The sequence below is a fragment of the Bacillus cereus group sp. BfR-BA-01380 genome, from assembly GCF_022663535.1.
In the GTDB taxonomy this organism is placed as follows: domain Bacteria; phylum Bacillota; class Bacilli; order Bacillales; family Bacillaceae_G; genus Bacillus_A; species Bacillus_A cereus_BB.
In genome coordinates this window covers 1-427 of record NZ_JAKUFS010000096.1, presented here as the reverse complement: position 1 = coordinate 427, position 427 = coordinate 1, and the positions used below count along the sequence as shown (strand labels likewise).

The following is a 427-nucleotide window of genomic DNA, read 5'->3' as shown; positions in this document are numbered from 1 at the left end:
GTGTACCAGTTGTTCTGCCAAGGGCATAGCTGGGTAGCTATGTGCGGAAGGGATAAGTGCTGAAAGCATCTAAGCATGAAGCCCCCCTCAAGATGAGATTTCCCATAGCGTTAAGCTAGTAAGATCCCTGAAAGATGATCAGGTTGATAGGTTCGAGGTGGAAGCGTGGTGACACGTGGAGCTGACGAATACTAATAGATCGAGGACTTAATCATATAAATATGAAGCAAGTGTTATCTAGTTTTGAGAGAATATAAAAAAACTTGTTGACTTTTTTAGTGAATCAAGTATAATAATGATTGTCTCAAATGAATATAGTCTGGTAATGATGGCAGAGAGGTCACACCCGTTCCCATACCGAACACGGAAGTTAAGCTCTCTAGCGCCGATGGTAGTTGGGACTTTGTCCCTGTGAGAGTAGGACGTT

Annotated in this window: 2 rRNA genes; both read left to right on the top strand. The window is 42.9% G+C overall.

The window, feature by feature from the left end:
- Window positions 1–215 (top strand): 23S ribosomal RNA (locus MR076_RS26055); the annotation flags it as partial.
- A gap of 103 nt (window positions 216–318) precedes the next feature.
- Window positions 319–427 (top strand): 5S ribosomal RNA (gene rrf / locus MR076_RS26050); the annotation flags it as partial.